The sequence below is a fragment of the Streptomyces sp. ISL-12 genome (genome assembly GCF_018614415.1).
Classification (GTDB): domain Bacteria; phylum Actinomycetota; class Actinomycetes; order Streptomycetales; family Streptomycetaceae; genus Streptomyces.
The window spans coordinates 1-26,842 of record NZ_JAGGOO010000081.1; the positions used below are offsets into that span (position 1 = coordinate 1).

Annotated in this window: 26 protein-coding genes; 13 read left to right on the plus strand and 13 right to left on the minus strand. The window is 71.8% G+C overall.

Translation table 11 applies throughout. The features are described 5' to 3' along the window. Positions 1 to 1,141, minus strand: a 1,141-nt coding sequence (locus tag J7I94_RS22550; protein WP_215169348.1) for a DUF6545 domain-containing protein, incomplete at its 3' end; no start/stop codon positions are given. 204 nt (positions 1,142 to 1,345) lie between these two features. Here J7I94_RS22550 and J7I94_RS22555 point away from each other — a divergent pair. Genes J7I94_RS22555 through J7I94_RS22575 form a run of 5 tightly spaced genes read left to right on the plus strand, consistent with a single transcriptional unit; the run spans position 1,346 to position 7,038 of the window. Then, positions 1,346 to 2,704 carry an extracellular solute-binding protein gene (locus J7I94_RS22555; protein ID WP_215169350.1) on the plus strand — a complete coding sequence of 453 codons (1,359 nt, stop codon included), beginning with the start codon at positions 1,346 to 1,348 and terminating at the stop codon, positions 2,702 to 2,704. Continuing rightward, on the plus strand, positions 2,701 to 3,642 hold the full coding sequence (locus J7I94_RS22560; RefSeq protein WP_215169352.1) for a carbohydrate ABC transporter permease: 942 nt from the start codon (positions 2,701 to 2,703) through the stop codon (positions 3,640 to 3,642). The genes J7I94_RS22555 and J7I94_RS22560 overlap by 4 nt, the downstream gene beginning before the upstream one ends. Beyond that, positions 3,639 to 4,496 carry a carbohydrate ABC transporter permease gene (locus tag J7I94_RS22565; protein WP_215169354.1) on the plus strand — a complete coding sequence of 286 codons (858 nt, stop codon included), beginning with the start codon at positions 3,639 to 3,641 and terminating at the stop codon, positions 4,494 to 4,496. Before J7I94_RS22560 ends, J7I94_RS22565 begins: the two co-directional genes overlap by 4 nt. Before the next feature lie 21 nt (positions 4,497 to 4,517). Further along, positions 4,518 to 5,483: an arabinan endo-1,5-alpha-L-arabinosidase gene (locus tag J7I94_RS22570; protein ID WP_215169356.1), complete on the plus strand. Its 966-nt coding sequence runs from the start codon at positions 4,518 to 4,520 to the stop codon at positions 5,481 to 5,483. Positions 5,484 to 5,532: 49 nt separating this feature from the next. Continuing rightward, entirely contained in the window at positions 5,533 to 7,038 is a 1,506-nt protein-coding gene (locus tag J7I94_RS22575) for an alpha-N-arabinofuranosidase (RefSeq protein WP_215169358.1), read from the plus strand. A 7-nt stretch (positions 7,039 to 7,045) separates the two neighbouring features. On the opposite strand, the gene J7I94_RS22580 is transcribed toward J7I94_RS22575, so the two are convergent. Continuing rightward, positions 7,046 to 9,730 (minus strand): beta-galactosidase, encoded by a 2,685-nt coding sequence (locus J7I94_RS22580; RefSeq protein ID WP_215169360.1) that lies wholly within the window; start codon positions 9,728 to 9,730, stop codon positions 7,046 to 7,048. Positions 9,731 to 9,971: 241 nt separating this feature from the next. On the opposite strand from J7I94_RS22580, the gene J7I94_RS22585 reads away from it, so the two are divergent. Then, complete coding sequence (locus J7I94_RS22585; protein WP_215169362.1) at positions 9,972 to 10,979, plus strand: sulfite exporter TauE/SafE family protein; 1,008 nt, start codon at positions 9,972 to 9,974, stop codon at positions 10,977 to 10,979. A 50-nt stretch (positions 10,980 to 11,029) separates the two neighbouring features. Here the strand turns inward: J7I94_RS22585 and J7I94_RS22590 are convergent, their stop codons facing one another. The 3 genes from J7I94_RS22590 to J7I94_RS22600 form a co-directional block, all read right to left on the minus strand. Beyond that, the gene (locus J7I94_RS22590) at positions 11,030 to 11,230 is read right to left on the minus strand and encodes a DUF2191 domain-containing protein (protein WP_215169365.1); all 201 of its coding nucleotides are present in this window, start codon (positions 11,228 to 11,230) and stop codon (positions 11,030 to 11,032) included. 97 nt (positions 11,231 to 11,327) lie between these two features. Further along, positions 11,328 to 12,098, minus strand: a complete 771-nt coding sequence (map, locus tag J7I94_RS22595) for a type I methionyl aminopeptidase (protein WP_215169366.1) — start codon at positions 12,096 to 12,098, stop codon at positions 11,328 to 11,330. Positions 12,099 to 12,325: 227 nt separating this feature from the next. Continuing rightward, positions 12,326 to 13,222, minus strand: a complete 897-nt coding sequence (locus J7I94_RS22600; RefSeq protein WP_215169367.1) for an SDR family oxidoreductase — start codon at positions 13,220 to 13,222, stop codon at positions 12,326 to 12,328. A gap of 120 nt (positions 13,223 to 13,342) precedes the next feature. Between J7I94_RS22600 and J7I94_RS22605 the strand changes: the two genes are divergently transcribed. Further along, a complete protein-coding gene (locus J7I94_RS22605) occupies positions 13,343 to 13,936 on the plus strand; it encodes a TetR/AcrR family transcriptional regulator (RefSeq protein WP_215169368.1) in 594 nt (197 codons plus the stop codon). Positions 13,937 to 13,955: 19 nt separating this feature from the next. Here J7I94_RS22605 and J7I94_RS22610 read toward each other — a convergent pair whose 3' ends face one another. After that, a complete protein-coding gene (locus tag J7I94_RS22610; RefSeq protein ID WP_215169369.1) occupies positions 13,956 to 14,729 on the minus strand; it encodes an intradiol ring-cleavage dioxygenase in 774 nt (257 codons plus the stop codon). A gap of 233 nt (positions 14,730 to 14,962) precedes the next feature. Between J7I94_RS22610 and J7I94_RS22615 the strand changes: the two genes are divergently transcribed. Beyond that, positions 14,963 to 16,054 (plus strand): hypothetical protein, encoded by a 1,092-nt coding sequence (locus tag J7I94_RS22615; protein ID WP_215169370.1) that lies wholly within the window; start codon positions 14,963 to 14,965, stop codon positions 16,052 to 16,054. A 138-nt stretch (positions 16,055 to 16,192) separates the two neighbouring features. Then, positions 16,193 to 17,083 (plus strand): AraC family transcriptional regulator, encoded by an 891-nt coding sequence (locus J7I94_RS22620; protein ID WP_215169371.1) that lies wholly within the window; start codon positions 16,193 to 16,195, stop codon positions 17,081 to 17,083. Here the strand turns inward: J7I94_RS22620 and J7I94_RS22625 are convergent, their stop codons facing one another. Then, positions 17,084 to 18,214: an alkene reductase gene (locus tag J7I94_RS22625; protein ID WP_215169372.1), complete on the minus strand. Its 1,131-nt coding sequence runs from the start codon at positions 18,212 to 18,214 to the stop codon at positions 17,084 to 17,086. It lies immediately after the preceding gene. Between the two features lie 61 nt (positions 18,215 to 18,275). Between J7I94_RS22625 and J7I94_RS22630 the strand changes: the two genes are divergently transcribed. Beyond that, positions 18,276 to 18,635, plus strand: a complete 360-nt coding sequence (locus tag J7I94_RS22630) for a MerR family transcriptional regulator (RefSeq protein WP_215169374.1) — start codon at positions 18,276 to 18,278, stop codon at positions 18,633 to 18,635. Here the strand turns inward: J7I94_RS22630 and J7I94_RS22635 are convergent. Continuing rightward, positions 18,624 to 18,866, minus strand: coding sequence for a DUF397 domain-containing protein (locus J7I94_RS22635; RefSeq protein ID WP_215169377.1), 243 nt, complete (start codon positions 18,864 to 18,866; stop codon positions 18,624 to 18,626). The two genes, J7I94_RS22630 and J7I94_RS22635, sit on opposite strands and share 12 nt — an antisense overlap. Continuing rightward, on the minus strand, positions 18,863 to 19,672 hold the full coding sequence (locus tag J7I94_RS22640; protein WP_215169379.1) for a helix-turn-helix transcriptional regulator: 810 nt from the start codon (positions 19,670 to 19,672) through the stop codon (positions 18,863 to 18,865). Before J7I94_RS22640 ends, J7I94_RS22635 begins: the two co-directional genes overlap by 4 nt. A 129-nt stretch (positions 19,673 to 19,801) precedes the next feature. Between J7I94_RS22640 and J7I94_RS22645 the strand changes: the two genes are divergently transcribed. Then, positions 19,802 to 20,257 (plus strand): ATP-binding protein, encoded by a 456-nt coding sequence (locus J7I94_RS22645; RefSeq protein WP_215169381.1) that lies wholly within the window; start codon positions 19,802 to 19,804, stop codon positions 20,255 to 20,257. Positions 20,258 to 20,280: 23 nt separating this feature from the next. Here the strand turns inward: J7I94_RS22645 and J7I94_RS22650 are convergent, their stop codons facing one another. Further along, positions 20,281 to 21,105, minus strand: a complete 825-nt coding sequence (locus tag J7I94_RS22650) for a DUF1963 domain-containing protein (protein ID WP_215169384.1) — start codon at positions 21,103 to 21,105, stop codon at positions 20,281 to 20,283. Between the two features lie 661 nt (positions 21,106 to 21,766). On the opposite strand from J7I94_RS22650, the gene J7I94_RS22655 reads away from it, so the two are divergent. Then, complete coding sequence (locus J7I94_RS22655) at positions 21,767 to 23,167, plus strand: DUF3500 domain-containing protein (protein ID WP_251075568.1); 1,401 nt, start codon at positions 21,767 to 21,769, stop codon at positions 23,165 to 23,167. On the opposite strand, the gene J7I94_RS22660 is transcribed toward J7I94_RS22655, so the two are convergent. Further along, entirely contained in the window at positions 23,161 to 23,403 is a 243-nt protein-coding gene (locus J7I94_RS22660) for a hypothetical protein (RefSeq protein ID WP_215169386.1), read from the minus strand. The two genes, J7I94_RS22655 and J7I94_RS22660, sit on opposite strands and share 7 nt — an antisense overlap. A 198-nt stretch (positions 23,404 to 23,601) precedes the next feature. Between J7I94_RS22660 and J7I94_RS22665 the strand changes: the two genes are divergently transcribed. Then, complete coding sequence (locus tag J7I94_RS22665) at positions 23,602 to 24,570, plus strand: arabinan endo-1,5-alpha-L-arabinosidase (RefSeq protein ID WP_215169388.1); 969 nt, start codon at positions 23,602 to 23,604, stop codon at positions 24,568 to 24,570. Between the two features lie 63 nt (positions 24,571 to 24,633). Here the strand turns inward: J7I94_RS22665 and J7I94_RS22670 are convergent, their stop codons facing one another. After that, a complete protein-coding gene (locus J7I94_RS22670; RefSeq protein WP_215169390.1) occupies positions 24,634 to 25,053 on the minus strand; it encodes a hypothetical protein in 420 nt (139 codons plus the stop codon). A 170-nt stretch (positions 25,054 to 25,223) separates the two neighbouring features. Continuing rightward, complete coding sequence (locus J7I94_RS22675; RefSeq protein ID WP_215169392.1) at positions 25,224 to 26,801, minus strand: histidinol-phosphate transaminase; 1,578 nt, start codon at positions 26,799 to 26,801, stop codon at positions 25,224 to 25,226. Positions 26,802 to 26,842 lie beyond the last annotated feature (41 nt).

A 26,842-nucleotide genomic window follows, 5' to 3' on the forward strand; every position in this document is an offset into this window, starting at 1 on the left:
GCCCCGCCCCGGCGCGGTCCCGGACGGCCCCTGAGGGGCCCCGGACGGCCTCCACGGAGTCCACGACCGCCACCGCCGCGGCCAGCGCCCTCGCCCGGTCCGGGGCGTGGCCGAGGGCGCGGGCGGCCTCGTAGGACCTGCGGCGCAGGTCCTCGTCGAGGGACCGGGCCAGCGGCAGCAGCGCGTCGCGGATGAATGTCTCCCGGCGGGTCAGCCGCAGTTCCGGGCTGCCCCGCCGGACGAACCCGGCGCGGTCCCCGGCGACCGTGCGCATCAGCACGTACAGCGGGCGCAGTTCGCGGTGGGCGAGCCGGACCCGCCAACGGTCGTGCAGGTACTGTCCGGCGTGCGGCAGGATGAAGCCGGCCGCGATCAGCACGGCGGAGACGCAGGCGGCCGCCGGGGCCACGTCCGTGTTGAGCCGGTCCAGGTCGTGCCCCGTCCAGCGGGCGACGACGGCGGTGAGTTTGGCGGCGTCGAACAGCAGGTTCATCGCGTAGCCCACGCCCAGGAACTTCAGGCCCCAGCGCAGCCAGGCGTCCAGGCCGTCGGCGCGGATCCAGTTGCGGATCAGCCGGGACGTGATGAGCGCGGCCGTGGTGTGCGCGAGCAGGTAGAGCAGGATCATCTCGCGCATGAACGGCGTGGTGGCGTAGTACGTGTCCAGGTCCCGCAGCCGCTCCACGGGCGCGTGCGCGAGGGCGAACAGCACCCACAGGGCGACGATCACGCCCGCGTAGACGCCGACGACCCAGCGGGCGGCGCGGCGGGTGGCGCCCGAGCGGCCGGACCGGTCGTCCAGGTCACCCCGCCCGCCCCGGTCGTCCAGGTCGCCCCGCCCGCCCCGCCAGGCGATGATCAGCAGCAGACACGACCCGCAGAACGCGGTGAGCAGCGAATACACCCAGGGCGCCGAGATGTTGGGCACGCCGGTGAGCCGGTTGACGCGGGCGATGGTCGAGGGCGCGACGAAGACGAACACCGCGCAGGCCAGCAGCAGCAGACCGCCGACCGCGCGCAGCATCGGGTCGGCCCGGAAGCGGATGATCACGGGCAGCTTGATGGTCAGGGCGGCGGCCAGCACGGTGGCCGGGATCCACCAGAAGTCCGTGTAGAAACCGCTGAGGACCGCGAAGTCCATCGCTCCCCCTTCGCGACTCCTCCGGCCCGCCGTTCGGCGGGGTACAGAGCGTACGCGCCTGTGGATGTGCGCGTCATCGTGTCCAACCCATTGACGTGGGAGGTGTTCGACTTTACGGTCCGTTCGAAGTTACGGGCATCATTCGAGATACCGAACACCAGGGGACCGGTGTGCCCGGTCACCGACGGACAGATGGGGCAGGGCATGGGACGACCTGGCCTGAATCGCAGGCAACTTCTCGCCGGACTCGGCGGGTTGACGGTCGCCGGAAGCTTCGGCTTCGCGGCGCTCGGAACCGGAGCCGACGCGCTCGCCTCCGGAGCGGACACCCGCGTGCGCTACTGGAACCTCTTCAGCGGCGGCGACGGATACAACATGATCGCGATGCTGGACTCCTTCCGTAAGGACAATCCGGGCATCGAGGTGAAGGACTCCACCCTCCAGTGGGGCAGCCCCTTCTACACCAAGCTCGCCATGGCCGCGGCGGGCAACCGCGCACCGGACCTCGGCGTGATGCACCTGGGCCGCGTCACCGGCTTCTCGCCCGGCCGCCTCCTGGACCCCTGGGACGTCGACCTGCTCGCCAAGTACGGCGTACGGGAGCGGGACTTCAACCCCGAGCTGTGGAAACGCGCCGTCATCGACGGCAAGCTCTACGCCCTCCCGCTCGACATCCACGTCCAGCTCTGCTTCTACCGCAAGGACGTGCTGGGGAAGGCGGGCCTGCTCGGCGCCGACGGGCACATGGTGTCGCCCACCTCGGTCGACGAGTGGTTCGCGATGCTGAAGGAGGCCAAGGCGGCCACCAAGAAGGGGCTGCAGACCATCGGCCTGTGGCACAACGACCAGAACTTCCAGTGGTGGTTCTTCGTCGCCTTCTACACCCAGCTCGGCGGCACCTGGTTCAGCGCCGACAACACCGAGGTCACCTTCGACACCGACAAGGCCACCCAGGTCCTGGAGTTCCTGCGCCGGCACCTCGCCGAGGGGTACGCCGACCCGGGCTTCGGCGGCTCCGCGGGCGCCGAGCAGTTCGTCAACGGCTCCCCCTTCTGCTGGGAGGGCAACTGGTCGGTGCCGGTCTTCGACAGCGCGAAGGTCGAGTACGGGGCGGTCCCGCTGCCGCCCGTCTTCGGCAAGCAGGCCACCCACGCCGAGTCGCACTCCTTCGTGCTGCCGCACCAGTCCGGCCGCGGCGGCGCCACCAACGAGGGCGCCCACCGCCTCGCCGCCTACGTCGTCAAGCACGCCCGGCAGTGGGCGGCCGGCGGACACATCCCCGCCTACACCCCCACCCTGACCACGGCCGCGTACCAGAAGCTCCAGCCGCAGAGCGAGTACGTCACGGCGATGGACCACCAGGCCACCGAGCCCAAGGTGTGGTTCGCCGGGTCCACCGGCATCCTCGCCCAGCGCGTCGGCCCGATCGTCGTCTCCTCGACGACCGGCTCCGCGAAGCCGGACGCCGTCGCCCGAAAGATGAAGAGCACCCTGGCCACGCTGCTCGCCATGAAGAACCCGATGGACGGCAAGACCGCCGCCGAGGGAGGTGCGGTCGCATGACGACGACCAGCGCTGAGACCGTCATCCGCCCGGCGCGCGCCAAGGCCGCCGCCGACAGCGTGACCGTCCGCCGCAAGCAGGGCTTCCAGCACGGCGGCTGGTTCGTCGCCCCGTTCCTGCTGCTGTTCACGCTCTTCGTGATCTGGCCGCTGGTGCGCGGCGTCTGGCTCAGCTTCACCGACGCCAACATCTCCGGCGACGCCGCGAGCTTCGTGGGCCTCGACAACTACCGGGAGGCCCTGGGCGACTCGCTGATGTGGGACGCGCTCGGCCACAGCGCGTTCTTCACGCTGCTGGTGGTGCCCTGCATCACCGTCCTCGCCTTCCTCCTCGCGATGCTCGCCCACCACATCGAGCGCGGCAAGTGGCTGTGGCGGCTCTGCTTCTTCCTGCCGTTCCTGCTGCCGTCCACCGTCGCGGGCAACCTGTGGCAGTGGCTGTTCAACCCCGGCAACGGCATGATCAACCACGTCTTCGGCCTGGAGACGCCCTGGCTGACCGACAAGTCGTACGCCATGTTCGCCATCGTCATCTGCACCCTGTGGTGGACGGTCGGCTTCAGCTTCCTGCTCTACCTCGCCGCCCTCCAGGGCATCCCCGCCCACCTCTACGAGGCCGCGCGCCTCGACGGGGCCAACGCCTGGCACCGCATGGTCCACATCACCCTGCCGATGCTGCGCAACATCACCGGCCTGGTCGTCGCCCTGCAGATCCTGGCCTCGCTCCAGGTCTTCGACCAGGCCGTGGTGATGACCGACTTCACCACCGGCCCGGAGGACAGCACCCGCACCTTCGTGCAGTACACCCTCGAACAGGGCTTCACCAGCTACCGCGTGGGCTACGCCTCCGCGATCTCCATCATCTTCTTCGTGCTCATCGCGGCCGTCGCCCTGGGGCGGATGTGGCTGCTGCGCAACCGTGAGGAGGGCGGCCGATGACGACCGTACCGATGACCAGGCGGCCCCGCCGGTCCTGGACCCCCAGCCAGATCGTCCTCACCCTGCTCGGCGTCGCCGTCTCCGCGGTGATGCTCTCCCCCCTCCTGTGGGCCCTGTTCACCTCGCTCAAGTCGGAGACCGAGTCCGTCGAGGTGCCCACCCACTGGCTGCCCGAGGACTGGACCGGCCAGGCGTGGTCGGCCATCTTCGAGAACGGCAACATCACCAACTGGTTCGTGAACTCCCTGGTCGTGTCGGTGTGCGTGACCGCCGTCGTCCTCCTGGTCAGCAGCCTGGCCGGATACGGCTTCGCCCGCACCGAGTTCCGCGGCAAGGGCCTGCTCATGGGCGTGGTGATGGCGGGGCTGATGATCTCCCCGGCCGTACTCGGCGTCCCCCTGTTCACCACCGTCCAGCAGATGGGGATGGTCGACACCTACTGGGGCATGATCCTGCCGCAGTGCGCGCCCGCCGCGATGGTCTACATCCTCTACAAGTTCTTCCAGGGCGTCCCGCGCGAACTGGAGGAGGCCGCGTTCATCGACGGAGCCGGCCGCTGGCGCGTCTTCTTCACGATCATCCTCCCGCTCTCCCGCCCCTCCCTCGCGGCGGTCGGCATCTTCACCTTCATCAGCTCCTGGAACAACTTCCTGTGGCCGTACATGGTGACCAACAACCCCGACCTGATGACCATGCCGAACGGCATCGCGACCGTCATGAACTCCTACGGCATCCAGTGGGCCCAGCTCATGGCCGGCGGCCTGATGGCGGGCCTGCCCCTGATCATCGTCTTCGTCTTCTTCCAGCGGCAGATCGTGGCGGGTGTGGCGCACACCGGCCTCGCCGGCCAGTAACCCACCCCCAGGGAACCCGACTTGAGACGCTTCCGACTCGCGGCACTGCTCGCCGCGGCCGTCGTCGCCCTGCTCCCGTCCACCGCGACGGCGGCCACCTACCCCGACCCGCGGCCCGTCACGGGCCAGCAGATCATCCACGACCCGACCGTCATCCGCCTGAAGTCCGGCGGCTACGTGGCGTACTCCACCGGCGGGGTCATCGGCGCCCGCACCTCCACCGACCGTGAGCACTGGGAGGACGCGGGCAACGCCTTCGCCACGCCCCCGTCCTGGTGGTACGAGTACAACGCCACCGGCGACCCGTGGGCGCCGGACATCAGCTACCGGGCCGGCCGCTACTGGCTGTACTACGCCGTCTCCTCCTGGGGCACCAACCACTCCGCGATCGGCGTGGCCACCTCCCCGACCGGCCTGCCCGGCACCTGGACCGACCAGGGCAAGGTCTTCACCTCCGAGACCACCGACACCTGGAACGCCATCGACCCGGCGCTGATCCGCGCCGACGGCAAACTGTGGATGGCGTTCGGCTCGTACTGGTCCGGCATCCGCATGGTCGAACTCGACCCCCGCACCGGCAAGGCGCTCCCCGGCACCACCGTCCACCACCTGGCCACCCGCCCCGACGAGCCCTACGCCGTCGAGGGCCCGTACATCGTCAAGCACGGCCGCTACTACTACCTCTTCGCCTCCTACGACGCCTGCTGCTCGGGCGTGAACTCCACGTACAAGATCCGCGTCGGCCGCTCGGCGTCGGTCACCGGCCCTTACGTCGACAGCACCGGCACCCCGATGCCGGCGGGCGGCGGCGACCTCCTCCTGGCGGGCCACGGCCGCTACATCGGCACGGGCGGCCAGTCCGTGTTCCGCGACCGGGGCCGCGACGTCCTCGCCTACCACTACTACGACGCCGAGGACGAGGGCACGCCCAAGCTCGGCCTGAACGACCTGACCTGGCAGAAGAACGGCTGGCCGGTGGTCCGTTAGCCACCGTCCCCCTCCCCGGACCGGACACCCACCCCCCTGGAAGGAAAAAATGCGCACCGCCCGCTTCACCCTCGACCCCGCCTTCACCGTCGCCGAAGTGAACCCCCGCCTCTTCGGCTCCTTCGTCGAACACCTCGGCCGCTGCGTCTACACCGGCGTCTACGAGCCCGGCCACCCCACCGCCGACGAGGCCGGCCTGCGCCAGGACGTCCTGGACCTGGTCAGGGAACTCGGCGTCACCGCCATCCGCTACCCCGGCGGCAACTTCGTCTCCGGCTACAAGTGGGAGGACTCCGTCGGCCCCGTCGAGGACCGCCCCCGCCGCCTCGACCTCGCCTGGCGCTCCACGGAGACCAACCGCTTCGGCCTCTCCGAGTACATCGCGTTCCTGAAGAAGATCGGCCCCCAGGCCGAGCCGATGATGGCCGTCAACCTCGGCACCCGCGGCGTCGCCGAGGCCCTGGAACTCCAGGAGTACGCCAACCACCCCTCCGGTACCGCCCTGTCGGACCTCCGTGTCGAGCACGGCGACAAGGACCCCTTCGGCATCAGGCTGTGGTGCCTGGGCAACGAGATGGACGGCCCCTGGCAGACCGGCCACAAGACCGCCGAGGAGTACGGCCGGGTCGCCGCCGAGACCGCCCGCGCCATGCGCCAGATCGACCCCGGCGTCGAACTGGTCGCCTGCGGCAGCAGCGGCCAGGCCATGGAGACCTTCGCCGAGTGGGAGGCGACGGTCCTCAAGGAGACCTACGACCTCGTCGACTTCATCTCCCTGCACGCCTACTACGAGCCCCTCGACGGCGACGTCGACTCCTTCCTGGCCTCCGCCGTGGACATGGAGTCGTTCATCGAGAACGTCGTCGCCACCTGCGACCACATAGGCGCCCGCCTGAAGTCCAAGAAGAAGATCAACCTCTCCTTCGACGAGTGGAACGTCTGGTACCTCTCCCGCACCGACGCCGAGGTCGCCGCCCTCGACTGGCCCGAGGCCCCCCGCCTCCTGGAGGACAACTACAGCGTCACCGACGCCGTCGTCTTCGGTTCCCTGCTGATCGCCCTGCTCCGGCACGCCGACCGCGTCACCGTCGCCTGCCTCGCCCAGCTCGTCAACGTCATCGCCCCGATCATGACCGAGCCGGGCGGCCCGGCCTGGCGGCAGACCACCTTCTTCCCCTTCGCCGCCGCCTCGCGGTACGGCCGCGGCCAGGTCCTCGACGTCCGCGTGGACTCACCGACGTACGAGACGAAGAAGTACGGCGAGGCCGACCTGCTGCACGCCACCGCCGTGCGCGCCGAGGACGGCACGGTCACCGTCTTCGCCGTCAACCGCTCCCGCACCGACGCGCTCCCCCTCGACGTGGCCCTCAACGGCCTGGACCTCACCGAGGTCGTCGAGCACAGCGCCCTCGCGGACGCCGACCCCGAGGCCCGCAACACCCTCGCCGAGCCGGAGCGCGTCGTCCCGCACCCGGTGGACGGCACGGCCCTGGACGGCGGCCGGCTGACCGCCACCCTGGAGCCGCTGTCCTGGAACGTGATCCGCCTGGCCTGAGCCGCGTTCAGCGGCCGGGGGAGGACACCGCCTGAAGCGGCACGCCCCCGGCCGCGCCGCCCAGCACCGTCAGCCGTACGGTGCCGGGCCCGGCGTCCGTCGTCCCGTCGGTCAGCACCGCGAGCGCGAGGGTGTTGGCGGAGCGGGGGCGCAGGATGCCGCCTGGCAGGACGAAGGTGTGCTGGGCGCCGTCCTGTCCGGGGGCGTACTGGCCGATGTTCCAGCCGTTGAGGAAGATCTGGGCGCGGCAGGCGCCGCCGTCCTCCAGGACGAGCCCGAACGAGGCGTCGACCCCGGCGGGCACCTCCGGCCGGAAACCGGTCCGGTACCAGGTCTCGCCCTGGCGCCGCCCGGTCCGCGTCGACTCCACCGGCTCCCAGCCGTCGCCGTCGGCACCCGGCAGGTGCCAGCCCTCCCGTTCCCCGTGCAGCCCGCCGTTGTTCAGGGGACCGCGCACGGGGTCGGGCGTGCCCGCGCCCCGGATCCGCCACGCGGCCCGCGGCGCGGCACCGCGGAAGGACACCTCCGTCAGCCCCCGGGCCGTCTTGTGGCCGTCGTGCGGCCCCGGCCGGACCAGTACGGCCAGTACGGCCTCCCCGTCCCGGTCCGCGAACCGCTCCCGCAGCCGCCCGGACAGCCTGAGGACCGTCTCCGTCTCCCCGTCCGCCCCGCCTCCGCCGCCCAGCGGCTCCCCGTCCAGCCAGGCCAGCACCAGCCCGTCCGGCCCGGTGCGATGGGCCAGGGACACCGACGTCAGGCCGGCGGGGTCCGTCAGCCGCGCCCGGTACCAGACGTCGCCGTAGTGGCAGCCGTAGTCGTCGGCGAAGAGCACCGGCCCCCCGGCGGGCACGGGCGTCGTGCTGTACGACTCCGTACGGTCGGCGCGGGTCCAGTCCGCGTCGTCGAAGCCGGGGTCGGACTCCGGGTTCCCCCTCCGCCGCCGCCAGCCGTCCAGCGCGGGCGGCTGCACCGGGGGCGCGCCCGGCAGCATGCCCTCGATGGTCAGGCTGCCGGCCCGGGTGACGTTCGCGCGCCGCGCGGTGCCGTTCCAGGTGACGGACGCCATCCCCGGCGGCCCCCACACCTCAAGACCGGTCGCCCCCGTCGTGTCCCCGGTGAGGTGCGCGGTGGAGCCCTTCAGCGTCACGCCGCGCAGCAGCGCCGGGCCGTACACGAGGAAGGTCCCCGAGCCGGTCTCGTACGGCCACATCCGCAGCGAGGTCGCGTCGTCGGCGAAGAGCAGGATCAGCGTCCGGTCGGACCCGCCGCCCGCCACCGACACCCGGGCCAGCCCCCCGATGCCGAGCGGCACGTTGACGTTGAGCCGGCCGTGGTCGTGCGCCCAGGCCGCCTCCGCGTCCAGCCGCATCGTCTCCGGCTCGCTCGGGCACTCCAGCACCACCTGCGCCATCTCACCGTGCCGCCCGGCGAACACCGCGATGTCCTGGCCGCCCACGTCGCTCAGGAACATCATCGGCTGCGCGGTGGAGTACGCGAGCTTGCGCTCCCCGCCCATCGACAGCCCGGTGGCGAGCAGCTTGGCGTCCCGCGCCGCGACCTTCACCGGCGCCTCGACGGCGGTGCCCGGCAGGGTGGTGGTGACCTCGTCGTCGGAGTCGTTGCGCAGGACGTACACCTGGGTGCCGGTGTCCGGGTTGGCCAGGTGCCGCACGCTCACCCGCCGGTCGCCCGCCCGCACCCGCGCCGCCTCCTTCAACCGGGCGAAGTCGGGCACGTGACGCGTCAGTTGACCGAGCTGGTGGACCGGCGCCAGCCGGGACGTCGGCTTCCGGCCCCCGTCGAAGGCGGCCCCCTCGTCGTACCGGGTCGGCAGCGCCGGCGCGCCCAGCCACCCCGGGTTGATCCCGCCGAAGGCCAGCGACCCGGCCGGCACCGCCGTCCCGCCGGCGCCGAGGCCGGCCAGCCGCAGCCGCCGTTCCTCCTCGGGCCCCGAGGTCCGCCGGACCTCCGTACCCCCCGCCACCAGGGGTACGTCGATCCCGTCCGCGCGCACCTTCCCGCGCACGTGCCGGGCCAGCGCCCGCGCGTCGGCGGAGTCCCCCGCCTCCTCCAGCCGGTAGAGCAGGACCGTGCCCTTGCCCCGGGTGTACAGGTGCCGCCGGACCGTCGCGTCGACCCGGGCCAGCCACGCGTCGGCGTGCCGCAGGTACGCGGCGTCGGTGGTGCGCGGCCGGGCGCCGGTCCCCGCCAGCCACCCGGGCAGACCGCCGCCGTCCACGTCCGCGCCGATGTACGGGCCCGGCCGCACCACCACGTACAGGCCGGTTCCGGCGGCCGTGCGCAGGAACAGGTCCAGGTCGCGGACGCCGGTGAAGTCGTAGCGGTCCGGGGCGGGGGAGTGGACGTTCCAGGCCACCGGGACCTCGACCGCGTTGTAGCCGTGCGCGCGCATCTTCTCCAGCGCGTCCCGCCACAGGGAGGGGCTCGGCAGCCGGAACGGGTGCAGTTCGCCGGGCCACAGCACCAGACGCCGACCGTCGACCAGCAGCGAGTACCGGTCCCGGCCGACCCGGTGCCGGACCCCGTCGGCCCGGGGCCGGGGCGGCGGCGGGCCGGTGGGCACCGTCAGGCCGGCCCCGTCGGGCACCGCGCCGCTGCTCCCGCCGCCGAGCACGAGACCGAGGACGGTGGTGCCGGCGAGGGCGCTGAAGGTACGTCTGGTCAGCTCCAAGGGGGAGCGCCTCCCATCGAGCGCCGCCGTCGGCGCGGGTTCATGCGCTGTTCATGTGCGGCCCCATTCTGTACAGCGGACCCCCGAATGGTCATATGGCCAGTTGAGAAGGGGTGCGTCGAACTCTCAGGTCCCGCTCAGATTGGTGCCTTACCATCATCCCCGGCCTTTCCCTACCAGTCCGATGGGAAAGCCAGGGAACTGTGTCACTCCGCGAACCCGAAAGGACGGCGGGCCGACGATGCGCACGCTGATACTGCTCGCCCTCGCGGGCCTGGGAGCCCAACTGGTCGACGGCAGCCTCGGCATGGCCTACGGGGTGACCTCCACCACCCTGCTGCTGGCGATGGGCACCAACCCGGCCGCCGCCTCCGCCACGGTCCACCTCGCCGAGATCGGCACCACCCTGATGTCGGGCGCCTCGCACTGGCGCTTCGGCAACGTCGACTGGAAGGTCGTCGCGAAGATCGGCGTCCCGGGCGCCGTCGGCTCCTTCCTCGGCGCGACCGTCCTGTCGAACCTCTCCACCGAGGTCGCCGAGCCGGTGATGTCCCTGATCCTGCTCGGCCTCGGCCTGTACGTCATGTCCCGCTTCACCCTGCGCGGCCTGCCCAAGGACCGCCTCGGCAAGCCGCTGCGCCGGCGCTTCCTGACCCCCCTCGGCCTGGTCGCCGGGTTCCTCGACGCGACCGGCGGGGGCGGCTGGGGCCCGGTCGGCACCCCGGCGCTGCTGGCCAGCGGCCGGATGGAACCCCGCAAGGTCATCGGCTCCATCGACACCAGCGAGTTCCTGGTGGCGATCGCCGCGAGCCTCGGCTTCCTCTTCTCCCTCGGCTCCCAGGGCATCGAGTGGACCTGGGTCCTCGCCTTCCTCCTCGGCGGCCTGATCGCCGCGCCGATCGCCGCCTGGCTGGTCCGGATCTTCCCGCCGCGCGTCCTCGGCTCGGCGGTCGGCGGCGTCATCATCGTCACCAACGTCCGCACCCTGGTCAACAGCGACTGGGCCGGGGTGTCGGGCACCCCCGCCGTCCTCCTGTACGTCGCCCTGTACGCCCTGTGGGCGGCGGCCCTCGCGTACTCGATCCGGGCGCACCTGCGGGAGCGGGCGGAGGAGGAGCGGACGGCCGCCGGTGCGACGGCCGTCGATGCCGGGGCTGCCGACGTCACGGCCGACGGGCCGGCTGACGGACCGGCGGACGGACCGGCGGACGGACCGGCCGGGCGGGTGCCGCAGCCGGTCGGCGAGTAGGCCGGCCACCGTGGCAGGGCTCAAGGCGGCCGGGCTCAAGGCGGCCGGGCTCAGGCATGGGGTTCCTGCGGTTTGACCTCGACCTCGCGCAGGCTCTGCTCCTTGAGCCCGGCGCGTGCCTCGGTGCGGTGTCCCCGGGCGATGTAGTCGCGCACGACCGCCTCGACGGCGTCCTGGGGCGAGCCGACTCCGGCCAGGACCATCACCTCCACCACGAGTTCGGCATCGAGACTGACGGTGACCTTCGCCATGAGCTGCCCCCTTCGTCGGTGCGGGACCCGAACGCCCGCGCGGCGGCGACCGGTTCGGGCACCGGGCCCCGCTCGGGGGAGCATGTCACGGCCGCGCTCACCTCGGCAGGGTGAGGATCTCCGCGCCGTCGTCCGTGATGGCGATCGTGTGCTCGCTGTGGGCCGTACGGCAGCCCGTCGCGCTGCGGAGCGTCCACCCGTCGGCGTCGGTGACCAGCTCGGCGGTGTCCGCCATCACCCACGGCTCCAGCGCCAGCAGCAGGCCGGGGCGCAGGGGGTAGCCGCGGCCGGGCCGGCCGGTGTTCGGGACGTGCGGGTCCTGGTGCATCGTCGATCCGATGCCGTGGCCTCCGAAGTCGGTGTTGATCCGGTACCCCGCCTCCTTCAGCACCGTGCCGATGGCGTGGGAGAGGTCGCCGATGCGGGCGCCGGGCCGGGCGGCGGCGATCCCCGCGGCCAGCGCGCGTTCGGTCGCGTCGATCAGCGCGACGCTCTCCGGGGGCCTCGCCTCACCCACGACGAAGCTGATGGCGGCGTCCGCGGCGACACCGCCGAGGGAGACGGCGAGGTCGAGGGTGAGGAGGTCGCCGTCGGCCAGCGTGTAGTCGTGCGGCCGTCCGTGCAGTACGGCGTCGTTGACCGCCGTGCAGATGTAGTGCCCGAACGGGCCGCGGCCGAAGGACGGCGCGTAGTCGACGTAGCAGGACTGCGCCCCCGCCTCGGTGATCATGGCCTTGGCCCACCGGTCGATGTCCAGCAGGTTCGTGCCGACCGTGCTGCGGCGCTTCAGCGCGTGCAGGATGTCGCCGACGAGGCCGCCGGTGTCTTTCGCCCGGGTCAGCAGGGTGGGGTTGAGGATCTCGATCACGGGGCGTCCTTCTGGTGCGGCCAATAACTATACCGGCCATACTATACCGGTATTGAAATTGCCCGCCGCGTCCGCCGCGTCCGCCGCGTCCGCCGAGTCCGCCGCGTCCGCCGGGTGCGACGCTCCGGTTGCGCGGGCAGGCGGGCAGGCGGGCAGGCGGGCAGGCGGGTCCGGCCGACGGGTGCCGGACCCGCCCGCCCGCGCAACCGGTCGGGCCGACCGCCCGCTCACCGCCCCCCGTACGCCCCCGCGTCGATGTCCTCCAGCAGCGTCGGCCCGGTGGGCGTCCAGCCCAGCAGTTCCTGGGTCGCGGTGCTGGTCGCGGCCCCGTTCATGCCGAAGAACGCGCCGATCCAGCCGAAGTGGCTCTGCGCCTCGGCCGGGTCGACGGAGGCGACGGGCAGGCCGTAGGCGCGGCCGATCGCCTCCGCGATGGCGCGGGTCGGGACGCCCTCCTCCGCGATGGCGTGCAGCCGGGAGCCCGCCGGCGCCTTCTCCAGGCCGAGCCGGACCATGCGGGCGGCGTCGGTCACGTGCACGGCGGCCCACCGGTTGGTGCCGTCGCCCGGGTAGCCGGAGAAGCCCTTGTCCTGGGCCGTCGAGGCGATGATCGAGATGAACCCGTGGTCGCCGGTGCCGTGCACGGTGGGTGGGAAGCGCAGGCTCACGCTGTGCACGCCGCGCTCGACGTAGTCCAGGGCGAGGTTCTCCGTGCCGCCGCGCGGCGAGTCGGGGCCGTGGGCCGGGGACGGGTCGTCCTCGGTGGCGGGCCGGCCCTGCGCGAGGCCCGCGATCCCCGCCGCGAGCAGGAACGGCCGGCCGCTCCCGGCGAGCGCGTCGCAGATGGTCTGTACGGCGGCCCGCTCGGCCGCCGCGGTCGCCACCGGGTCGGTGAAGTCGTGCTTGTTGGCCAGGTGGATGACGGCCTCGGCGGCCTCGGCGCCGAGCCGGATGCCGTCCAGGTCGTCGAGGTCGCCGCGGCGGACCAGGGCGCCCTTCGCCTCCAGGGCCGCGGCGGAGGCGTCCGACCTGGCCAGACCGGTGACCTCGTGACCCGCGGCGAGCAGTTCGTCGACGACGGCGGAGCCGATCCAGCCGGTGGCTCCGGTGACGAAAACGCGCATGACGTGCTCCTCGTGTTCGGACATGCGGTGATGTCTGTGACTGACGTCAGTCACAGACATCACTGTACGCCGGTACGTCAGTCCCTGTCATCACTTGGCGCGCAGCCTTAGACTCACCGCATGGCGAGATGGGAACCCGGAACCGCGAAACGGCTGCAGGCCGCCGCGCTGGAACTGTTCGCGACCCGCGGCTACGAGCGCACGACCGCCACGGAGATCGCCCAGTCCGTCGGTCTGACCGAGCGCACGTTCTTCCGGCACTTCAGCGACAAGCGCGAGGTCCTCTTCCACGGGACGCAGCTGCTGGTGCAGGCGCTGGTCGACGGCGTGCGGGGGGCGCCGCCCGACGCGTCGCCCCTCGACGCCGTCGCCCGCGCGCTGTGGTCCGCGGCGCCCTTCTTCTCGGCGGAACGCCGCCCGCACTCTCGTACCCGCAAGGCGGTGATCGACGAGAACCCCGCGCTCGCGGAGCGCGAACTGCGCAAGATGGACGACCTCGCCGCGACGCTCGCCGACACCCTCCGCGCGCGCGGCGTGGACGAACTCGCGGCCACCTTGGCGGCGCAGACGGGCGTCGCGGTGTTCGGGGTCGCGTTCGGGCGCTGGGTGCGCGACGGCGAGGAGCGGTCCTTCGAGGAGATCGTGACGGAGGTGTACCGGGAACTGCTGTCCCTGGCCGGCGCGGCGGCTCCGGTGCCGCACGGGACGCGGTGACGCCGGAGCCGCCCGCCTCTCAGCCCTGGTCGACGCCCAGGGTCAGGCTGCCGGTGTAGCCGGCCGTGGCCGAACCGGTGACGGTCATCAGGCCGGCCGCGGCGCCCCCGTTCCCGTAGATGCCGTCCTGCGCGAGCGTGGTGCGCGGCACGGTGTTGGTCGAGTACGGGGAGACGCGGGCGACCGCGGTGGTGATCGCCTCGTCGATGAAGAGCTGGCCGGTGTGCAGTTCCTCCCCGCCGCTGAACGAGCCGTCCGAGGTCAGGGTGACGTCCGTGTGCACCTTGACGTGGATGTGCACGCACCGGCCGCGGTACCAGCCGGGGTAGATGGTGCTGATGCGGGCGACGCCGTCGCTGCCGGTGAGGATGCCGCCCCGCAGGAACGTGCCGTTGTCCGGCTCCTGGTGCCCGTTGTTGCCGACGAAGCCGGAGTACTCGCCGAGCGCGTCGCAGTGCCACAGCTCCACGAGGGCCTCGTTCAGCGGGGCGCAGGTGGCGTCGTCGACGACGGTCAGGACCAGCTCCAGCGGCACGCCGGGTTTGTCCTCGGTGAGGTCGGCGCGGACGAGCGCGCCGTCGAGGTAGTACGGGCCCTCGGTCAGCTCCTTGGTGAGGGTGCAGACGGCCGCGGCGGCGACGGGAGCGGTGCGGTCGGTCTCCGCGCCCTCGGCCGTCACGGCGTCCTTGGCCGACACGGCGCCGACGGTGAGCGCGGCGGCCGTGGCGCCGGTACCGAGCAGGACGGTACGGCGGCGGATGTGGGGGGTGTGGGGGTCGATGTTGTCTGTCATGAACACGGCACCGTAAGGAGGTCACCTGGCAGAGCGCTGTGAATTCGGCAAAGTGACGGACTGTCAAGTCGCGGACCGGTCACGAGCGGACGGCCGCGCACTGTACGCCGCCGTCCATGCCGGGAGTCGGCAAGGTGTGGGGTCCGGACTTGCCGCGGCGCCGCCTTCCCCGCAGCCCCGTCGCCCCGTACGGTGCCGGGTGCCGTCCGGCAGCGCGAACCGTGGGAGGACCCGTGCCGAGAGAGCCCCGTACCTGGCAGCCGGCCGTGTCCGCCGCCCTCGGCCTGATCCTCGTACTGGTCTCCGCCCGGCTCTTCACCACCGTGCCGGACCGGCAGGCGGAGGAACGCGCGTACACCGCCGCGTCCGCCTGCCCGGCCGGTACCTCCGGCACCCGCGCGGACGACTGCCTCATGGCCGTACCGGCCAGGGTGGAGCGCAAGGAGCACGAGGCCACCCGGGGGCGCGGCAAGGACTGGCTCCATGTCGTCGTGTCCGGCTCGGACACCGCGCGCCGGATCCGCATGGACGACGCCGGCGGCCCCGTCTACCGGTCCGTCGAGCCCGGGGACCGCGTCACGGTGACGTACTGGCGGGGCGAGATCCGCGGCGTCGGGGCCGACGGCCTGACGCAGGCCACCCGCGCCACTCCGGTCGACGGCTGGCGGACGCCGATGGGCATCGGGCTGGCGCTGTTGCCGATGGGCCTCATGTTCCTGTGGAACGGCTGGTGGCTCCGGTACCGCCACCGTCCCGGCACGTCCCCCGCCCGGTACGTCTGGAGCGTCTCGGCGGCGTGGGTGGCCGCCGTGCTGCTGGGCGCCTGGGCCTTCTTCGCGAGCGGCACCGGCAGCGGCGTGCCGGACGTGCTGCTGGCGGCGGTGTACGGAGTGCTCCCGGCGGCGGTCCTGAGCGGCCTGCTGATGTGGGCGATGCGGCGGCGCCTGCGCCGGGCGAACGACACCGGTGACGTCGTCCCGGTACCGCCGGCCGGACGCCGGGTGGTCCCGGCGAGCGTGCGCGGGAACGTCCCCTACGCCGTGGACGGTTACGGCCTGCTGGTGGTCGGCGACGGCCGCCCGTCGGCCACTCCGGACCCCGGGGGCCGCGTGGGCCTGCGGGAACTGGCGGGGACCCTGACCGTGGCGGGCGTCCGGGGCTTCCGGATCGGCGAGGACCCGGAGCAATGGTTCCAGGCGTACAAATGGAACGGCGTGGCCATCGAGTGCCGGGACGGCGACGAGACGGTCCTCATCGCCGCGAAGCGGCGCGACGCACCGGTGATCCTCGGGGCCCTCAACGCCACCGCCGGGGCGCGCGCGTAGCGACGGGGACCGCGGCCGCCGCCCGCGACGTCCGTCCCCTCGGAGCGGACCTCCGTGCCGCGTCCGACCGGACCGGTCCGCCGCGGTCGGGCCGGACCGTGCCGCCCTCTGCGACGGTGGTCACCGGAAGGAGGCGCAGTGATCTCAGCGCTGAACGAACTGGTCGACCTCGTCGAGGAACACCTGGCCGAGGATCCCGACCTCAACGCACTGGCCACGGGGCTCGGTACGACCGAGTACCACCTGCGCCGGATGTTCTCGTCCCTGGCCGGCCTGCCCCTGTCGGAGTACGTGCGGCGCCGCCGCATGACCGTGGCCGCCGCCGACGTGGTCCGGGGCGAGGACGACCTGCTGAGCATCGCCGTCCGGCACGGCTACGGCTCCACGGAGGCGTTCGGACGCGCGTTCCGCGCGGTCCACGGTGCCGCGCCCCGCGCGGTACGCCGTGACGGAGGCCCGCTGCGCACACAACCCCGGCTCAGGTTCCGCCTGACCGTAGAAGGGAGCATCTCCATGGACACCCGTATCGCCGACCGCCCCGCGTTCCGCCTGATCGGCCACGCGGCCCGGGTCCCGCTCGTCCACCGGGGCGTCAACCCGCACATCCAGCGGCACGTCGCCGCGCTGCCGCGGCAGGAGCACGACCGGCTGAAGGCCCTTTCCGACACCGACCCGGCCGGCTTGCTCCAGGTCAGCGACGACCTCGCCCCGGACGCCCCCGAGGGCACCGGACTGACCTACCTCCACGGGGTCGCCGTCACCGGGGACACCCCGGTCCCCGACGACCTCGACGCCATCGAGGTACCGGGCGGGCGGTGGGCGGTCTTCCGCAGCGCCGGGCCGTACCCGGAGACCCTCCAGACGACGTGGGCCGCGACCGCGGCCGAGTGGTTCCCGTCCAACCCGTGGCGCCTGCGGCCGGGCCCGTCGATCGTCGCGGTCCTCGACCGCGCGGCGGATTTCAGTACGGCGACGTGTGAACTGTGGCTGCCGGTGGAACCGGCCGTGCCGGAACCGGACCGGGGCTGATCAACGCCCGCCGCCCGCGCCGCCGACGGGCTCCGCCCGGTAGGTGGGGTAGTCCGTGTACCCGACGGGTCCGCCGGTGTACATGAAGTACTTCGCCCGTACGTCGTTGACGGGTGCCCCGGCGCGGATACGGGCGACCAGGTCGGGGTTGGCCAGGAAGGGCCGGCCGAGCGCCACGAGGTCGGCCCCGGCCGCGAGGAGGCGTTCCCCGGCCGCCCGGCCGCCGTCGGCGGGGAGGCGGTCGGCGGGCAGGACGGGGTTGGCGATGAGCGTGCCGGTCCACAGCTCGCGCAGCCGGTGGAACAGCGGCCGGTCGGGATCGGCGTAGGCGAGGTGCAGACAGGCGAGCCCCTGTCCGGAGACGGCCGCCAGCAGGGCCGGGTAGAGCGTCTCGGTGTCGGTCTCGGCGATGCCGTTGACCGTGTTGCCGGGGGAGACGCGCAGCCCGGTCCGCTCGGGCCCGATCGCCTCGGCCACGGCGGCGACGACCTCCGTGGCGAACCGGATGCGGCCGTCGACGCCACCGCCGTAGCCGTCGGTCCGCCGGTTGGTGCCGGACGTGAGGAACTGGTGCAGCAGGTGGCCGTTGGCGCTGTGCACCTCGACGCCGGCGAAACCCGCGTCGACCGCGCGGCGGGCGGCGGAGGCGAAGTCGCGGACCGTCCGCCGGATGTCGTCGGCGGTCATCTCCCGCGGCATGACGCTCGGCCGGGGGCCGCCGGGCGTGTGGATCGTCCCGGGCAGCGGTACGGGGGAGGGGGCGACCGGGGTCAGACCGCTCGTGTCGGGGTGGCCCACCCGGCCGCCGTGCTGGAGCTGGACGAACACGGGTCCGCCTCCGGCCGCCCGGACGGCCTCGACGACCCGCCGCCAGCCGGCCTCGTGACGGTCGGTGTGCAGGGCGGTGATGTTCGGGTAGGTCTGCCCCTCCGCGTTCGGCGTGGACGCCTCCGCGATGATCATCCCGGCGGTGGCGCGCTGCGCGTAGTACTCGGCCATCAGTGGCGTAGGCGTGCCGTCGGGCTCCGCGCGGTTACGGGTCATGGGGGCGATGACCAGGCGGTTTGCCAGCCGGTGGCTGCCGAGGCGGGCCGGGTCGAGGAGCGGGGAGGTGGTTGGTCCGTAGGTCATGCGCTTACGCTAGAACTTGACATCACTGTCAGATTCAAGGCGGAAAGGTGTGACGTGCGTCATGCGCATCGGTGAGCTGGCCCGCCGTACGGGCGTCAGTGAGCGGTCCCTGCGCTACTACGAGCAGGAGGGCCTGCTGTGGGCCTCGCGCACTCCCGGCGGGCACCGCGAGTTCACGGAGGCCGCGGTGGAACGGGTGCGGCGTATCCAGGAGTTGTACGCGGCCGGGCTGCGCAGCTCGAAGATCGCCGAGCTGCTGCCGTGCATGCGCGACAGCGACGGCGGCCCCTCCCGCACCGCCGACGCGCGCCTCGTCGAGGAACTGACGGCGGAACGGGCCCGAATCGACCGGATGATCGACGACCTGCGCCGGTCGCGTGCGCTGCTGGACGCGGTGATCGAGGCGGCGTCAGCCTCGTAGGCGCGTGAGGAAATCGTCCCAGGCGGCGGGGGAGAGGGTGAGGCGGGGGCCGGTCTTGTCCTTGGAGTCGCGGACGTGGACGGTGTGGGAGGCGGTGGATATCTCTACGCAGTCGTCGCCGGAAGCGCTGCTGTGGCTGGACTTGCGCCAGGTGAGGGCGACCTCTACGCAGTCGCCGTCGCTGCTGCTGCTGTAGCTGGACTTGAACCAGTTCAGTCGGTCGGTAGTCATAGATTTCCTCGCATCCGCCGCAACAGGCTCGCGGAGTCCGGGACGGTGAGAGCCTGTGAACGCATACTGGCATACCGCTTCAGCAACACGCTGACTACTTTTCGGTCCGTGATCAGCTGTCCGCTCTTCTGCCCCTCGTTGTAGGCGAGCCACTGGTTCTCGGGTGTCTCCAGCAGATGGATGGGGCCCTGCAACCCGGCGTGTTTCTCCTGTACCAGGGGCATAAGCTGAATTTGGACATTGCGTAGCTCAGCAATTTCCAGCACGTGGTCGATCTGTCCCCGCATCACTTCGGCTCCGCCCGTACGTCGCAGGAACACCTGCTCTTCCAGGATGAAGCTGAACGTGGTGTTCGGACGCTCTCTCAGCAGCTTCTGCCTCTCTGCTCGCGCGGTCCACCGTTCCGTGATCTCGGCGTCGCTCAGCGGCGGCACCGCAGTCGCGGACAGAGCGCGTACATAGGCTTCGGTCTGCAACAAGCCGGGAATCATCCGGCACTCGTACGTGTACAAGGCGATGGCCATCCGCTCCAACTGTGCCCACCGCCGGAACCACGCCGCCAACCCCGGTTGCCGCACCAGATGCACGGCCGCCTTCCGCAGCGCGCCCGTGTTGCCCGTGGCCACCTCGCCCCGCTCGACGAAGTCGACGTCCGGCATCCGCCTCCCCAACTCCACCGAAGCCACCGTGTGCTTGGAGAACCGCACCAGCTCCGCGAACTGCTCCCGGCTCAACCCCACGTGCTCGCGCAACGCCTGGACCACCGCACCGAACGTCCGCAGACTGTCCGAAGACTCATCGACCACAGTCGGCCACCTCCCGCGCCCATGGTCACGGCACGTGACGAGTACTGTCCAGTCAGTCACCGCGTACTCTCGCGCGGAGTACGCACTGCCGCCCTGGTGAAGCGGGCGAGAGGGCGTCAGATTGGGCGCATGACCGCACCACCCGCCCGGCAGGGCATCGTCACCGTATGTGTGTTCGCTCAGCGTCTCAGTGCCACCCCGCGCGGTGCCCGCCTCGCCCGGCGGCTGGCGGGGAACCAGTTGGAGGCGTGGGGCATCCCCTACGGCTCGGACGTCTCCGAACGGGCCGCCGTGATCGTCGCGGAGCTGGCCGCCAACGCCGTGACCCATGGCCGGGTTCCCGGCCGGGACTTCGAACTGCGCCTCACCCTCCGCCCGGAGGGCCTCCGTATCGAGGTGACGGACACGCACACCAGTCCGCCGCGCCCGGCTGTACGCCCCGTGGGTGCCCTCGACGAGCACGGCAGGGGGCTGGTACTGGTCGAGGCGTTGGCGGACCACTGGGAGGTGCTGGACCAGGAGCCGCCCGCCAAGACCGTTCGCGCGGACATCACTCGGGTGAGCGGCGTGCACCGGACCCGTTGAACGGCGCTGCGGACGGCGTCGGTTCAGACTGGCCCCTCGAAGAAGCCCAGGACCGTCACCGCGTCGAAGCGTCCGGCCGCCGCGTCCCGTTTTCTGATCGTCCAGTAGACGTCGCCGTCGATGTGGGCGGCGCCGTGCCACTGGGCGAGGAGGGCCCAGTCCGCGGGGCGGGGCGCCTGCCCCGTCTTCCGTGCCGCCTGCCAGGCGGACGCGGTGACGAGGTCGGTCTCGCGGTAGGGGTCCGAGGAGTAGCCGTCGAGCTGGAGGTGCGAGGTGCCGGCGTCCTGCCGGTCCTCGTACTGGACCTCTCGCCAGGCGTCGCGCAGATCCTCGGCGCGGGGGTGCTCGGCGGGGTCGAAGAGGGACGCGTTGTCCGGCAGGGAGACGTCATGGCGCAACCGCAGCTCTCCTCCCGCTGACCGCAGTCCCTCCTCCAGGCCCGCCCACGCGTCGTCGGATGCGTAGCCGGGTGCCAACGGTCGTTGTCCGACGGGGGTTCCGGCGGGTACGTACACCGCCTCGCCGTCCGCGTCGAGGCCGTCGTCGTAGGAGCGGGCGAAGAGCAGGAGCCGGCCGTCGGACGGCAGCGGGAGTGTCGTCGCGTCGGAGGGCAGGGCGGCCAGGTCGAGGGAGGCGATGAGGTAGGTGCGTTGTGGGAGTTCGGGGTGGGCGGTGGGGAGCAGCGCGGGGCCGCCGAAGCGGCCCACGACCGGGCCGTTCCCTTGGGGGGCGAGCGTTGCGCACGGGCGGGCGGCAGCCAGCCATCGGTCGATGTCGGGGAGCGGAACCCCGCGTGTGAGGGCCTTCTCGCGGACGCGGTCCAGCTTCCGGAGTATCTCGGGTCTCATACGGGGAACGACATCACACGTGGCCGTCGGGCCACTCGCTTCTTGGCAGTGTCGTGCTTCCACGGCCCGCGTCAAGGGCGCTCCGCTGTCGCTCCGCGTCGCCTGCGGCGATGGGCCTGCGGCCCACCCTTGACCCGGGCCGTTCCAGCACGGGGGAGAAGCGAGCGCGCGGCCCGGAAGGGCGGGTGTCCGGGCCCGACGGGCCCTCAGGTCTCTTCGTGTCCCGCCCGGCGTGACGGGTGCGCGTTCGCGCCTCGCATGCACGCCGGGCCGTCTCGGCGGCCAACGGTGGGGGGGTAGGGGGTACCCCCTCCCGAAAAGGGATGACACTTCGGCCCGAAGTGTCATCCCTTTTCGGGAGGGGTGGTCGGGCTCGACGGCCGAGCAGGTGGCCGAGGGGTTCGGCCACTCCGGTCAGCACCCTGTGATGCCGGGGGGCGGGGGCCGGGTCGTCCTCGTGCCGCAGCTCACTCGATGTCGTCCACCAGCGGGGCGCAGGCGGTGGCCAGCACGAGAGCCACCGTTCCGCCTTCCGGCGCGGCGGGCGGGGTTCCCGTACGTCGGACAGGGCCGGGGGCGGTGCATGACAACCGACGCCTTCATGGGTGTCACACAGGAACAACTCACGGAAAAATAAGGTCCGTCGGGGAATGTTGCGCCCATGCACGCACACAGACCACGCACCCCCCAGACCGAGCGCACCCGCCGCTGGTTCATGAACCGGTCGCTGCTGCTCGGCGGCGCCGCGGCCGTGACGACCATGACCGGCGTGGCCGGCTGCTCCACCGACTCCTCCGGCACGTCGGACACCGCCTCCAGCGGGGCGCCGAGCGGCGGCCCCGGCGGTGACACCGGCGGCATGGGACCGGGTGTCACGGCGGTGAAGTACGCCGATTTCGTCGGTGTCACCACCGACGGCAAGGTCGTCGACGACCTGTACTCGATCCACTCCACCGACGTCTCCACCGACAAGGTGGTCCAGGCCGCGCAGAAGTTCCTGGACGGGCTGACCGCCAAGGAGCGCAAGGCGTCCGTCTTCGAGGTGGACGACGACGAGTGGCTGGCCTGGAGCAATGTCGACGGGTACGAGCGCGAGGGCGCCCGCATGGGCGACCTGACCGAGGCGCAGCAGAAACTCGGCTACGCCCTGCTGGGCGCGGCACTCTCCGCCGACGGGCTCAAGCAGACCCGCGGCATCATGAAGCTCAACGGCTTCCTCGGCGAGTACAACGGCGGCAACCGGGAGACCCTGGAGGAGGGCGCCTACTTCTTCACCTTCATGGGCACCCCCTCGACCACCAAGCCGTGGGGTTTCCAGTTCGAGGGCCACCACGTGGCCATCAACTACTTCGTCCTCGGTGACCAGGTCGTCATGACCCCGACCTTCATGGGCTCGGAGCCGACCGAGAAGACGTACAAGGGCGAGAAGATCTCCCTGTTCAAGTCGGAGACCAAAGCCGGTCTCGCGATGATCCGCGCGCTGACGTCGGCCCAGCGGGCCGAGGTCATCGACTCCAGCAAGGAGAAGAGCGGCACCGACATGATCGCGGGCGCGGGCGCGGACAACCTGGAGCTGCCCTACGCGGGCCTGCCCGGCTCCAAGATGACCGACGCGCAGAAGCAGAAGCTGCTCGACCTGGTCGGCGTCTACGTCGGCTACATGGACGACGGGCACGCCGCGGTGAAGATGAAGGAGGTGGAGGAGCACATCGACGAGACCTACTTCTACTGGCTCGGCGAGACCAAGGACTCCTCCGCGTTCTACTACCGCGTGCACAGCCCGGTCGTCCTCATCGAGTACGACGCCCAGTCGCCGCTGTTCTACGGCACCGACTCGGCGGCGGGCGGCGGGATGCCGAGCGGTCAGCCGTCCGGAATGCCCAGTGGTCAGCCGTCCGGGATGCCCAGTGGTCAGCCGAGCGGCGGGCCCGGCGGTGGCGGTGGCATGGGCATGGGCGGCGGCACCCCCACCCAGGAGCACATCCACACCATGATCCGCACCCCCAACGGCAACGACTACGGCGTGGACCTCCTCAAGCTGCACCTGGAGACGGATCACTGACCGCTCGCGGTCGCCTCACTTCTGGCCGGATCGTCTCCCCGGCGGCGGGTCAGGAGTGAGACGCCGGCGACCACGCAGCCGATGGCCGCGACCCGGCCGGCTCCGTAGTAGCTCGCCCAGTCCTCGTCGAAGGACTTCCCGGACAGCACCAGCCACAGCAGCAGGGCCGCGCCGACGGCGAGGACGGCCGCTCCGCCCACCGGCCGGAGCCCGGCCCACCAGGGTTGTCGGCTCATCCGTCCATGTCTCCTTCGGCCGGCCGGTGGTGTGATCACGGGAGAGGACGCCGTCCGTCGCCACCGGGTTCCGGGACGGAAGAGGCTGTGTGAATCTGCGCGAACCATTGACGCGCAAGGGGTTCGATTCTACGGTCCGTTCGAACTTGCGATCGCTGTTCGACACTTCGAACATCCCCCTTCCGCAAGGAGACCCGTATGAGCCGCAAGCGCACCGCTCTCCTCGCCCTCCCCGTAGCCGCCCTGCTCGCCCTCGTGCCGGGCACGGCGTCGGCGTACCCGAACCCCGGTTACGTCACCGGCTCCGTCGTCACCCACGACCCGACGATGATCCGCACCTCGTCCGGGCAGTACCTGCTCTACGCCACCGGCGGCGGCATCTCCAGCAAGACCTCCACCGACCGCACCGCCTTCAGCGCGGGCGCCGACGCGTTCTCGTCCAAGCCGAGCTGGTGGTCGGCGTACTCCTCGGTCCCGGAGTCCTGGGCGCCGGACATCTCGTACCACGGCGGGAAGTACCTGATGTACTACTCCGTCTCCAGCTTCGGGGTGAACACCTCCGCCATCGGGCTGGCGGGCTCGACCACCGGACAGCCGGGCAGCTGGACCGACTACGGCATCGTCTACACGTCGAACGGCTCCAGCGACTACAACGCCATCGACCCGAACCTCTTCGTCGACGACGACGGCAAGTGGTGGCTGTCGTTCGGCAGTTGGTGGACCGGGATCAAGATGATCCAGATCAACCCGTCCACCGGGAAGCAGCTCTCCAGTAACACCACGCGGTACTCGCTGGCCTCCCGCCCGACCGGGACGAAGGCCGTCGAGGCGCCGTACATCGTCAAGCGGAACGGGTACTACTACCTCTTCGCCTCGTACGACACCTGCTGCGCCGGCACCAGCTCCACGTACAAGGTCAAGGTGGGACGGGCCACCTCCGTCACCGGGCCCTACTACGACAAGAACGGGGTGTCGATGATGAACAACGGAGGCACGCCGGTGCTGGAGTCGCACGGCAGCGTCATCGGCCCGGGCGGGCAGTCGATCATGAACGACTCCGACGGTGACCTGATCGTCTACCACTACTACGACGGCAACGACGGCGGCACCCCGAAGCTCGGCATCAACCTGCTGAACTGGAGCACCGGCTGGCCCGTCGCCTACTGACCGGCACCGCGCGGACCCCGCCGGCCGGGCAGGGCGGCGGGGTCCGCGCGGCAGGGCGGTCGGTCACACGCGCCGCAGGTTCACCACCTGGCCGCTGTTCCGGCCGAGCCAGATCGCGGGGGCGCCGGCCAGCCGCGGGTTGTCGTAGCGGGCCCCGCCGGGGGTGACGGTGACGATGACGCGCTCCAGGCGCCACGTCTCGTCCGGCTTGTCCGACGGCGGCGCGTAGCGCAGATAGGCCGGGTAGCGGTCCAGGTCGTCGGTGTCCAGTTGCGGATCGCGGGGGTCGTTGCGCTCGGGCTCGTAGATGTTGGCGCCGTCGCCGAGCACATAGGTGACGTCGGTGCCGGGCTCCCACTCGTCGCGGCTGGAGTCCAGGGCGAACTCCCGGCCGGCGACGTTGACGTAGACCCAGCCTCTCACTCCTGACGGGCTGTCGCTCGCCGTGACGATCCGTACTTCGATCCGCTCGATGGCTGCCACTGTCGTTCCCTTCGGTGGAGGTGCCCTCCGTGTCGGCTGGGGCACCTCATCGCTACCCTCCGGGGTTGTTCGGATGCGCTGAGTGTTGGCAAGTCCGGGGCGTGCGGCGGCACTTGGGCGGTGGTCGGTGGCTTTCCGGCCCGTCCGCGCTCCGGAGCGGGAAACGGGTGTCACCCCGTCCGGCCCACGCCCGCCGCGTCCGGCCAGCGCTGCGTCCCCGGCCAGCCCGTCGCCGGGGCCGCCGCCAGACCGTCGGTGCCCCGTACCTGGGCGGCGGTGAGCCCGCCGCGCGCGGGGACGCCGGGCGGGGTGGGACCGGCGGACGCGGCTGCGGCGGCCGGTATCTGCGGCTGCGGGGCCGGCATCGGCATCGGCTGGGGTGCCGGCTGCGGAGCCGGCTGGGGCGTCGGCTGCGGGAACTGCTGCGGGATCTGCTGTGGGACCTGCTGTGGGATCTGCTGTGGGATCTGCTGCGGTGCCGCCGGTATCGGCATCGGCATCGCGGCCGCGACGGCCTGCGCGGCCAGTCCCCGTGTTCCGCCGCCGTTGGTCTCGCCCATCAGCCGGTCCACCGCCGCCGTGCCCGAGCTGTAGCCGCTCCCCGTGGCCTGCTCGGGCCCGGCGGCTCCCCTCCTGGTCCCGTACAGCACCTGTTCCAGGCCGGACACCAGGCGGCGTACGTCGACCTGGGGGCGCACCACGAGCCGCAGGAAGCGGCTGGAGGAGCCGATCTTGTTGCCGCACTCGCGGACCAGCACCCGGTGCTCGGTCAGCAGCCGGTCCCGGACCACGGTGCCCTCGGCGCCGACGGGGAGGCGGACGAAGAGGAAGTTGCCCTGGGAGGGGTAGACCGTCAGGCCGGGGAGGGAGGAGAGCCGGCTGGACATCTCCAGGCGGTCGCGGCGCACCTCGTGCAGGCTCTGCGCGTACTCCGCGCCGTGGTCGCGCAGCATGAAGACGACGTGCTCGGCGAAGGAGTTGAGGTTCCACTTGGGCAGCATGGAGCGGACCTTGCCCGCGAGCGCCGGGTTGGCGACCAGGTAGCCGAAGCGGATGCCGTGCAGGCCGAAGTTCTTGCCGAGGCTGCGCAGGACGATGACGTTGGGGCGGAGCATCGCCTCCTGGACCACGCTGGGCTCGGCCTCCGCGTCGGCGAACTCCAGGAACGACTCGTCGATCACCACCAGGTCCAGGTCGGCCATCGCGTCCATGAACTGCACGAGCGCGTGCTTGTGCAGGAAGCCCCCGTCGGGGTTGTTGGGGTTGCAGATGACGGCGACCCGGGTGCCCCGGGCCCGGATGAACTCGGCGTACTGCGCGAGGTCCAGGGCGAAGCCGCCGGACTCCTGGAGCGGGAACATGTCGACCCGCTTGCCGGTCTCCATCGGCTGGTCGGTCCAGCGGCCGAAGGTGGGGACGGGGACGGCGAGGGACTCGCGGACGAGGAGGTGGTCGATCCAGGTGATCAGTTCCGTGGAGCCGTTGCCCATCGCCACGCACTGCGGGGGCAGTTGCAGCAGTCCGCACAGCTCGGCGGTGATGGTGTCGGCGCCGCTCGGGTAGTACGTGATGATGTCCCGCAGCCGCCCCGCCATCTCCTGGAACATCTCCGGCGTCGGGAAGTACGGGTTGCAGGGGATGCAGAAGTCCACGGGCCCCGCGCCGTCGCCGGTCTCCCGGGTCAGCGTCGCCATCGACGGGCTGTGCGCCGAGGCGGAGCGGAACAGCGAGGTGACGTTGCCGGCCAAGGGAACCTCCGTAGCGGGAACGGCCCGCGCGGGGGAGCGCG

Coding starts and splice junctions, on each gene's coding strand:
- J7I94_RS22555 (WP_215169350.1), top strand. CDS start 1,346: ATGGGACGACCTGGCCTGAATCGCAGGCAACTTCTCGCCGGACTCGGC.
- J7I94_RS22560 (WP_215169352.1), top strand. CDS start 2,701: ATGACGACGACCAGCGCTGAGACCGTCATCCGCCCGGCGCGCGCCAAG.
- J7I94_RS22565 (WP_215169354.1), top strand. CDS start 3,639: ATGACGACCGTACCGATGACCAGGCGGCCCCGCCGGTCCTGGACCCCC.
- J7I94_RS22575 (WP_215169358.1), top strand. CDS start 5,533: ATGCGCACCGCCCGCTTCACCCTCGACCCCGCCTTCACCGTCGCCGAA.
- J7I94_RS22585 (WP_215169362.1), top strand. CDS start 9,972: ATGCGCACGCTGATACTGCTCGCCCTCGCGGGCCTGGGAGCCCAACTG.
- J7I94_RS22590 (WP_215169365.1), bottom strand. CDS start 11,230: ATGGCGAAGGTCACCGTCAGTCTCGATGCCGAACTCGTGGTGGAGGTG.
- J7I94_RS22600 (WP_215169367.1), bottom strand. CDS start 13,222: ATGCGCGTTTTCGTCACCGGAGCCACCGGCTGGATCGGCTCCGCCGTC.
- J7I94_RS22605 (WP_215169368.1), top strand. CDS start 13,343: ATGGCGAGATGGGAACCCGGAACCGCGAAACGGCTGCAGGCCGCCGCG.
- J7I94_RS22610 (WP_215169369.1), bottom strand. CDS start 14,729: ATGACAGACAACATCGACCCCCACACCCCCCACATCCGCCGCCGTACC.
- J7I94_RS22625 (WP_215169372.1), bottom strand. CDS start 18,214: ATGACCTACGGACCAACCACCTCCCCGCTCCTCGACCCGGCCCGCCTC.
- J7I94_RS22630 (WP_215169374.1), top strand. CDS start 18,276: ATGCGCATCGGTGAGCTGGCCCGCCGTACGGGCGTCAGTGAGCGGTCC.
- J7I94_RS22635 (WP_215169377.1), bottom strand. CDS start 18,866: ATGACTACCGACCGACTGAACTGGTTCAAGTCCAGCTACAGCAGCAGC.
- J7I94_RS22645 (WP_215169381.1), top strand. CDS start 19,802: ATGACCGCACCACCCGCCCGGCAGGGCATCGTCACCGTATGTGTGTTC.
- J7I94_RS22650 (WP_215169384.1), bottom strand. CDS start 21,105: ATGAGACCCGAGATACTCCGGAAGCTGGACCGCGTCCGCGAGAAGGCC.
- J7I94_RS22655 (WP_251075568.1), top strand. CDS start 21,767: ATGCACGCACACAGACCACGCACCCCCCAGACCGAGCGCACCCGCCGC.
- J7I94_RS22660 (WP_215169386.1), bottom strand. CDS start 23,403: ATGAGCCGACAACCCTGGTGGGCCGGGCTCCGGCCGGTGGGCGGAGCG.
- J7I94_RS22665 (WP_215169388.1), top strand. CDS start 23,602: ATGAGCCGCAAGCGCACCGCTCTCCTCGCCCTCCCCGTAGCCGCCCTG.